Raw genomic sequence first — 8,346 nt, 5'->3', positions numbered from 1 at the left:
GCGTACAAGCGCCCACCGGCGCGGCTCAACGCCTTGGCGTCGACCGTCAGCGAACGCACCAGCACCGGCAGGGTTGCGCCCATCAGCACCGCCGGCAGGCCCACCAACATAAACGGCAACGCCCAGGCCAGCAGGCCGATGCGTTCCTCCAGCCAGGCAAACGGTTCAGCCGCCGTACCCAGTGCCAGCGTCGCGCCAACCCCGAAGACACCGACCAGTAATTCAAGCCCTGCATACAACAGCAGCGGCCGCGAAAAGCGATCCGCCAGCCGCCCAAACAACAACCCACCCAAGGCCAGCCCGGCAAAAAACGCGCTGATACCGGTGGTGATCGCATACACCTCGACACCGACCACCAGCGACAGCTGCTTGATCCACAGCACCTGGTACACCAGGGCCGCGCCGCCGGAAACAAACAGGAGGAGGGCGGGGATCAGAGTTGATGAGGCAGCGCTACGTGCGGTGACAGGGTTGGCGGTGCGTGAAGACATTAGGACGACCTTGAAAGATGTACGCTGCCCAAAAATGGGCGCCGGCTTGCTCGCAACTGCAGGGTGCCAGTCAATGCATCGGTATCTGGTCCAGCGCATTCGAGCGAGCCGGCCCCCACGTGGGGCCTGTGTTGTGCCATTTATGAAGCCGGTGCGGCCTTCATCTTCGCTTCAATCTTCTTGTCCACCGCTTCACGGATCTGGTCGATGCTGAAGCTGGCCGGTTTCTGGCTGGGCGGGTACTCGATAAAGGTCTCGAGGAACTTCGCCGACTTGGTTACCGCCACCGCGCCGAGGTAGACGTTTTTGGTGCTCCAGTCGTAATACTGGTCAGACACCACATCCGCGCGCTCATAGGGGTCCATCCTCAGGTTGAAGATCTTCGGCACCCGCAGTTGCACGAAAGGCTCGCTCCAGACGCGGAAACCGCCCGGCTGGCGCTGCTCGGCGAACACCACTTTCCAGTTGTCGAAGCGCACCGCCACCAGTGCCCCGTCATCGTTGAAGTAGAAGAACTCGTTACGCGCGCCTTTGGGTTGCTGGCCGGTGATGTACGGCAGCTGGTTGTAGCCGTCCAGGTGCACCTTGAAGTTGCCGCCACCGGTGGTCGGCGCCCAGCCCTTGAGCAGTTTGTCTTTCACCTCGGCGTCGCCGGCGGCAGCCAGCAGGGTCGGGAACCAGTCCATGCCCGAGACCATCTCGTTGGACACCACACCTTCCTTGACCTTGCCCGGCCAACGGATGATCGCCGGCACCCGGTAGGCGCCTTCCCAGTTCGAGTCTTTCTCGTTGCGGAACGGCGTGGTGGCCGCGTCCGGCCAGGAGAACTGGTTCGGCCCGTTGTCGGTGGTGTAGACCACGATGGTGTTGTCGGCGATTTTCAGCTCGTCGAGGGTTTGCAGGAGTTTGCCCACATCACCGTCGTGCTCGAGCATGCCGTCGGCGTACTCGTTGCCGGGCATGCCGCTCTGGCCCTTCATCGAGTCACGCACGTGAGTGAACACGTGCATGCGCGTGGTGTTCATCCACACAAAGAACGGCTTGTTGGCTTCGGCCTGTTTCTTGATGAACGCCTGGGCGGCGGCGGTGGTTTCGTCGTCGATGGTTTCCATGCGCTTGGTGGTCAGGGCGCCGGTGTCTTCGATCTTGCCGTCGGCAAAGCTGTGGATCACCCCGCGTGGGGTGTTGGCCTTGACGAATTCGGCGTCATCCTTGGGCCAGTAAGGGCGTTCCGGTTCCTCTTCGGCGTTGAGGTGGTACAGGTTGCCGAAGAACTCATCGAAACCATGGTTGGTGGGCAGGTATTCGTCGCGGTCGCCCAGGTGGTTCTTGCCGAATTGCCCGGTGGAATACCCCAGCGACTTGAGCGCCTGGGCAATGGTGATATCGCGTTTTTGCAGCCCCACCGGGGCCCCTGGGATGCCGACTTTCGACAGGCCGGTGCGCAACGGCGTCTGACCAGTGATGAAAGACGAGCGCCCGGCCGTGCAGCTGTTCTCCGCGTAGTAATCGGTGAACATCATGCCTTCTTTGGCGATCCGGTCGATATTCGGGGTCTTGTAGCCCACCACGCCCATGGAGTAGGCGCTGATATTGGTCTGCCCGATGTCGTCGCCGAATATCACCAGGATATTCGGCTTGTCGGCGGCCCAGGCGGATGCCGAGGCCCCCAGCACCGAAGCCGCCACCAGGGCGAGTTTCGGCAGCCACTTACGTATGCGAGTCATAAGACTTGCTCCTTTCTAGGGCTTGAGTCGCATTGCCTGCGACCAACGTTTATTACAGTCCATCGCGACGTCTTTGCTTATTGCACCTGCGGCTGCACAGCCGGTTCGAACGGGTAGATGCGCCGCCACTCTCGCGCCATGTCCACCACGGTCCAGTGCTGTGTCTTGGCCAGGTCCAGGGCCTTGTCCAGGCGCCCCACCTGAGAATTTCGGTCATAGGCCCACTCGCGCCTGGCGTCGGTGTGGTGCACCAACCCCATCAAGCGCTTGCCGTTGCCGGCGGCGGTCCACTGCAGCATGTGCAGATCGCCGTCGGAGTTGCCGAAGGCCAGGATCGGCCGGCGACCGATAATCGCGTCGATGCTCTCGGGCTTGCCCGGCCCATCGTCGTTATGCGCCAGCCTGGCGGTGCGCAGCACTTGGGGCTGGCCGTCCTTGAGCTGGTATTGGGTGACGAAATTCGAGCCGATCACCTGCTCTGGCGGCACGCCGTAGACCTCTTCGGCAAACGCGCGCATAAACGCGGTATCACCGCCGGACACGATGTAGGTCTTGAATTGCTGGCTGCGCAGGTAGTCGAGCATTTCCAGCATCGGCTGGTAGATCATCTGGTCGAACGGCTTGCCGGTTTTCGGGTGGCGGGCCTGCTTCAGCCAGTTTTTGGCGTTGTCGATAAACGCTTCGGTGCTGACCCCGGTGTGGGTGGCGCCGATGATTTTCAGCAGACCGTCCATGCCGCTCTGGGCCAGGGCCTGGTGATCGTTCTCGAGTACGGCCTTGAACGGCTGGGTGGTTTTCCAGTGCGGGTGCTCGGGCGCCAGACGCTTGACCTCGTCGAAGGCGAACAGCACTTCGGCATACGCCGGTTGCTCGGTCCACAGCGTGCCGTCGTTGTCGAACACGGCGATGCGCTCGCCGGGCTTTACGAAGTCCTTGGAGCCCTCAATGCTGACGGCCTGGACGAACTCGATGATCTGCCGTTTGCTCGGGCCCTCATTCCATGACGGCAACGGGTCGACAGCCTGGGCCGGGAAGCTCAGCAGCAGCAACAGGGGCAGCACAGAACGCAGCGACGTCATGGGAAGTCCTTTTCGAGACGAGGGTTCAGTGGAAGCAAGCGTAGTTGACGGCACACCCAACGCAATATTCTGCAAAGCCTGCGCCGGATCGGTGGCACCCGCGGCCACAGCGCATGCAGCAGGTAGGCGGCCAACACCAGCAGCACCGCGCCTGCGACCCAGACCATCAACTGTTGCGACAGCTGCCAGCGGCGGTGCTGGCCGAGGACCTTGAGGTCTTCGGCGATGGAGAAGGCCGGCGTGTAGGCGCTGCCGGCCTGGGCCTCGACGCTGAGCGCCGGCAGTTGCGCAACTTGCAGGCGATGGTTGCGGGTGTCCCACCATTTCACGCTGATGGCGGGCAGGTGGTAGTGGCCGCCTCTTTCCACGCGGTACACCTGGCGGTCGATGCGCTGGCCAGCGGTGATGCCGCCGCGTCCATCATCCAGGTTGCTGATGGCGGGTGCTTGCGGGTACAGGCGCAGGCCCGGAATGTGCGCCGCAGCGGGCGGGGGCAGCGCCAACCCCGGCGTATCGTCGGCTTGCAAGGTCAGGGTGCGGGTCAGGCTGTCGCCGACTCTAAGGTCGGTGGCGGCGAGGGTTTGGCTCAAACGCACGGCGCCGGCAACCAGTACCGGTTCCCCAGGCGCAAAACCCGCTGGCCGGCTGGCCTCGAACGTCAGCGGCTCGCTCTGCGCCGTCAACGGCGCGCTGGCCTGTCCCGGCTGGGCGCTGACGCTCAGCGCCGGCACGCTGAAGTGCTGCGCCACATTCGGCGTGATGCGGTAGGCGTAACGCATACCGTAGAAGGTCTGCCCGCCGATCTCCTGGGTGATGTGTTGGGCCTCGCCGCCCGGCGCCTGCACCCGTGCGCCGTTCAGCTTCAACGCCGGCAGCGTCGCACCCGCGGTAAACCAAGTGTCGGTCAACACATCGACCTGCAGGTGCAGCTGCTCGCCGACCACCACCGACGCACCCGGCACTAACTGCGCCTGCACTTTGAGTTGCGGCTCGGCGGCGCATAACGGCCCCGCCAGCAACAGCAGTACGCCGCAGAAGCGCTTCATGGCTGCACCGCCTGGTCCTGCAGGCTGAACTTGCGCCGCAGGAAGTTGGCCGGCGAGGTGGTCAGGTTCTGCAACCACAGCGCATCGTTATTGGCCTGCTCGGTCTGGATTGCTTTGCTCTTGCCTTTGCCGGGCGCCTTGTCGAACTTGACCTCATCCGGCTTGACCTCCGGTGTGTTGTCGCTGGCATTTTCAGTGTCTTTTTTCAGCGCAATCGCCAGCGCGAGGTTGGCGCTGGCTTCGGGGAACACCGGCTGCAACTGCAGGGCGTGCTGATAGGCGCTGATTGCGGCATCGAACTTGAAACGGCGCACCTGGATATTGCCCAGGTAGAACGCAGCTTGCGCTGTGTCGAGCGTGCCGAAGGTGGCCTGGGCCAGGTCGTAATCGGCGGCGTTGTAGGCGGCGATGCCTTTCCAGTAAGGGTCGACAAACAGCGCCGCGGCCTGGGGAAAGCGGTGATGTTCGAAGGCCCAGCGGCCTTGCTGGTCGGGCGTCAGGAACGGGTTGGCCTCAGCCGGGGTCGGTTGCAACAGCACGCTCAGCAGCAACATTGCCGTCCAGTTCAGGCTCCAGCCACGCCGCACGCTGAACAATGCCAACAGCAGCAGCGGCCAGCACAGCCAATAACCGGCGTCTTTCCACTGCAACAGGCGCTGCTGTTCGTCGGCGTTCTGGAAGTGCGCCTGGGCGTGAAGCTCGATCCAGTCCAGGTCATCGTCATTCAGGGTCAGGCTGCCCAGGGGCGCGTCGATGGCCGAGGCGAGTGCCTTGAGCGTCGGGCTGCTGCCGAGCGCCAGGACCAGCACCTGCAACGGGCTGTCGGCCAAGTGCTGTTTGAGGCTGGGCAGTTGCGCCGTATCGGCGCCATCGGTCACCAGCAGCAGGGTGCCGGGGGATTGCTCCAGCAGGTGCTTGGCCTGGTCGATCACCGCGGCCACGTCTTTGCCGGGTTTGCTGATCAGGTCGGTGCCAAGCGCCTGGATAAACGTATCGAGCAGCGCCGGGTCATCCGTCGGCGGCAACACCAGGTGCGCGCTGCCGGCGTAAACCAGCAGTGCAGTGCGCGCGCCTTGGCGGCGCTGCACCAGGTCATGCAGCGTGTGCTTGGCCGCCGTGAGGCGCGTGGGCGGCACGTCGGCGGTGTCCATCGAGGTCGACAAGTCCAGGGCGATGATCAGCGGCGCGCGGTTCTCGAGGAAGTCCGGGCGGTCCTGCTCCCAGGTTGGCCCGGCCACCGCCACGGCACCGAGCACCAATAGCGCGCTGGTCAGGTGCACCGGGCGCAGGCGATGGTGGTCGGTGGGTGTGAGCAGCAGATGCGGCAACAGGTGCGGCGCGATATTCCAACGCAGGCGCCGTTGCAGATCGCGGCTGCGCTGCCAGATCAGCGGCAGCAGCACGCCAGCTATCGTCAGCAACAGCCAGGCTGGGCGCAGGAAATGGAATTCACTGAAGTCCATCGGCTACCTCGCGTCTGGGCCGATGCGCCCAACAGGCGCCGATCAAGTGATACAGCGCCGACAACGCGAGCGCCGCCGCCAACGGCCACCAGAACAGGTCGCGCTTGGGCTGGTGGCTCAGTGTCTTCACCTGGTGCGGCGTGATTTTATCGAGGGTGGCGTAGACCTGGCTCAGGCTGTCTCGGTCTTCGGCGCGGAAATAGCGGCCGCCGGTGGCGTTGGCGATCGCTTGCAGGGCGCCGAGGTTGACCTTGGCTTCGCCGCTGGCCTGCGGATCACCAATGGCGATGGTATGGATGCTCACGCCCTTGGCGGCGGCCATGTCGGCGGCATGCTCAGGGGTGATCGCGCTGCTGGTGTCATTGCCATCGGTGAGCAGGATCAGCACTTTTTCCGGTTCGTGGGCCTGGTCGAGCAGCTTGAGGCCCAGGCCGATCGCATCGCCAATCGCGGTGTTCGGCCCGGCCATGCCGATGCCGCTGTCGTCCAGCAGCAGCGCCAGGCTGGCGTGGTCCAGGGTCAACGGCGCCTGGGGATAGGCGCCGCTGCCAAACAGGATCAGGCCGATGCGGTCATCCTTGCGCTGCTGGATAAAGCCGTGCACCACCTGTTTGACGGCGGCCAGGCGGTCGATTTTCTGGCCATTGGCGTCAGTAAAATCCTCGGTCTCCATGGACTGGGAGATGTCGATGGCGAGCATCAAGTCGCGCAGCGGTTGTTGCCGTTCGATGGGTTTTTCGACCCAGACCGGGCGGGCGATGGCCACTACCAGCAACGCCCAGACCAGCAGGTTGAGCAGCAGCTGGCTGCGCTTGTGCCGCGCGCCACTGGCCGCCGGCGCGGCACCGACCGCCTGGCTCATGCCATGGAAAAACGGTACGCGCACCGCACTGCGGGCTTCGTGGTATGCCGGCAAGTAGCGGTAGGCCAGCCACGGCACGGGCAGCAACAGCAGCAACCCGGGGTAATCAAGCTGCCACATGGTGACGCTCCACCCAGGTTTTGCACTGGTCGAGTAGCTGCGCATCCGCCAGCGTGGCGCCATACGCCAGGTCGGCCAGACGCTGGCTGAGGTCGTCGGGCACCGGCGCGCCGGCGTGGCGCTGCAGAAAGGCTTGCCAGTCGGCGCCGCTCAGGGTGGGCACGCGCCGGCGTTCTTGTTCAGCCAGCGGCATCGACAGCGCGACGCGCTTGAGCAGTTCGGGTAATTCGCGCAGGTCTTGCAGGCTGTTCAAGCGCGCCAAGGCTTCGCGGCGATACGCGTCGCGCCGCCAACGCAGCCATTTGCGCCCAGCCAGCAGCAACAAAAAACCCAGGATCACCACGCCCAGCAACACGCCCCAGCCCCAGGTCTGCGGCCAATAGCTGACCGGCGCGGGCAAGCCCAACTCCTGGAGTTGCTCGATGCTTGGCACGTGGCTGTTCACCGGCGTTTGCCCAGTTCGCTGCGTAACTGGTCAGCAGCGGGCAGGGCAGTGCTGATCATCAGCAACGGCACCTGGCTGCGGCGCAACAGGCTGTCGACCTCTTTCAAGCGCCCGCCGAGAAAGTCGCCCAAGGGTTGGCGGACCTGGCGCTGGCTGACCTCAAGCGTCACTTGCAACTGGCCCTGGGTCACGCGCAATTGCCCGCGGCTGGGCAGATTCAGCGCCAATGGGTCGTACACCTGCAGCGCCACCACGTCGTTGTGCGCCGACAGCTGCTGCAACAGTTGCAACGTTCGCGGGCCGGCGCCGGCAAAGTCGCTGATCAGGCAGATCAAATGATCATGCCCAGCCAACGCCAGGCACTGTTGCAAGACCTTGTCCAACTGGCTGTCGCCTTCGGGCTCGGCATTGCTCGCGCTCAGTTCGGCGTTCTGCTGGGCGATGCGGCTGCACAGCGCCTCCACGCGTTTACGGCTGCGCAACGGTGCCACACTGTCGATTTGTTGATCGTTGAACACCAGCCCACCCACCCGATCCCCGGCGTTAAACACCATCCACGCCGCCAACGCCCCCAGTTCGGCGGCGACGGCGGATTTGAAGCTGCGCACCGACCCGAAAAACATCGACATGCGTTGGTCGACCACGATCAATGCCGGGCGGTCGCGCTCCTCGGTAAAGGTGCGCACCACCGGCTTGCCGGTACGCAGGGAAGCGCGCCAGTCCAGGTGGCGCAAGTCATCACCCGGCTGGTAGCGGCGCAGCTCGTCGAAATTCAAACCGCGCCCACGCAGGCGCGAGGCATGGTTGCCCGCGAGGAGGCTGTCGTGGGGCTGGCGCGCGACAAAACTCAAGTCGCGGGCCTGGAACTGCAAAGCCATCAACTGCGCCAGGCTGACGTAGACCAGACCGTCGGCGTTCATGCGGGAATCGCGACCGTGCTCAGCAGACGGTCCAGCACCTGGTCGGCCGTCACGCGATCCGCCACCGCGTCATAGCTCAGTTGCAGGCGATGGCGCAGCACCGGGTGGGCCACCGCCTGCACATTTGCCGGGGTCACGAAGGCCTGGCCCCGCAGCCAGGCATCGGCGCGCGCGCAACGGTCCAGACCGATGC

Annotated in this window: 7 protein-coding genes and 2 pseudogenes; all 9 read right to left on the bottom strand. The window is 64.4% G+C overall.

Annotation, left to right across the window (positions count from 1 at the left end):
• A pseudogene (locus tag WBR57_RS09460) lies at positions 1 to 491 on the bottom strand (spermidine synthase); the annotation flags it as partial.
• A 140-nt stretch (positions 492 to 631) separates the two neighbouring features.
• On the bottom strand, positions 632 to 2,218 hold the full coding sequence (locus WBR57_RS09455; protein ID WP_424083597.1) for an arylsulfatase: 1,587 nt from the start codon (positions 2,216 to 2,218) through the stop codon (positions 632 to 634).
• Between the two features lie 77 nt (positions 2,219 to 2,295).
• Positions 2,296 to 3,297 (bottom strand): HAD family hydrolase, encoded by a 1,002-nt coding sequence (locus WBR57_RS09450; RefSeq protein WP_424083596.1) that lies wholly within the window; start codon positions 3,295 to 3,297, stop codon positions 2,296 to 2,298.
• Positions 3,294 to 4,343: a hypothetical protein gene (locus tag WBR57_RS09445; protein ID WP_424083595.1), complete on the bottom strand. Its 1,050-nt coding sequence runs from the start codon at positions 4,341 to 4,343 to the stop codon at positions 3,294 to 3,296. The genes WBR57_RS09450 and WBR57_RS09445 overlap by 4 nt, the downstream gene beginning before the upstream one ends.
• The gene (locus WBR57_RS09440; RefSeq protein ID WP_424083594.1) at positions 4,340 to 5,806 is read right to left on the bottom strand and encodes a VWA domain-containing protein; all 1,467 of its coding nucleotides are present in this window, start codon (positions 5,804 to 5,806) and stop codon (positions 4,340 to 4,342) included. Before WBR57_RS09440 ends, WBR57_RS09445 begins: the two co-directional genes overlap by 4 nt.
• Complete coding sequence (locus WBR57_RS09435; protein WP_424083593.1) at positions 5,793 to 6,788, bottom strand: vWA domain-containing protein; 996 nt, start codon at positions 6,786 to 6,788, stop codon at positions 5,793 to 5,795. The genes WBR57_RS09440 and WBR57_RS09435 overlap by 14 nt, the downstream gene beginning before the upstream one ends.
• A complete protein-coding gene (locus WBR57_RS09430) occupies positions 6,775 to 7,233 on the bottom strand; it encodes a DUF4381 domain-containing protein (protein ID WP_424083592.1) in 459 nt (152 codons plus the stop codon). The genes WBR57_RS09435 and WBR57_RS09430 overlap by 14 nt, the downstream gene beginning before the upstream one ends.
• Entirely contained in the window at positions 7,230 to 8,153 is a 924-nt protein-coding gene (locus WBR57_RS09425) for a DUF58 domain-containing protein (RefSeq protein ID WP_424083591.1), read from the bottom strand. The genes WBR57_RS09430 and WBR57_RS09425 overlap by 4 nt, the downstream gene beginning before the upstream one ends.
• Positions 8,150 to 8,346 (bottom strand): annotated as a pseudogene (locus WBR57_RS09420) (AAA family ATPase); the annotation flags it as partial. The gene WBR57_RS09425 and the pseudogene WBR57_RS09420, both read right to left, overlap by 4 nt.

The sequence above is a fragment of the Pseudomonas sp. genome (genome assembly GCF_049590575.1).
Classification (GTDB): Bacteria; Pseudomonadota; Gammaproteobacteria; order Pseudomonadales; family Pseudomonadaceae; genus Aquipseudomonas.
The sequence above is the reverse complement of the archived record's forward strand: the minus strand, read 5'-3'. Positions and strand labels throughout refer to the sequence as shown.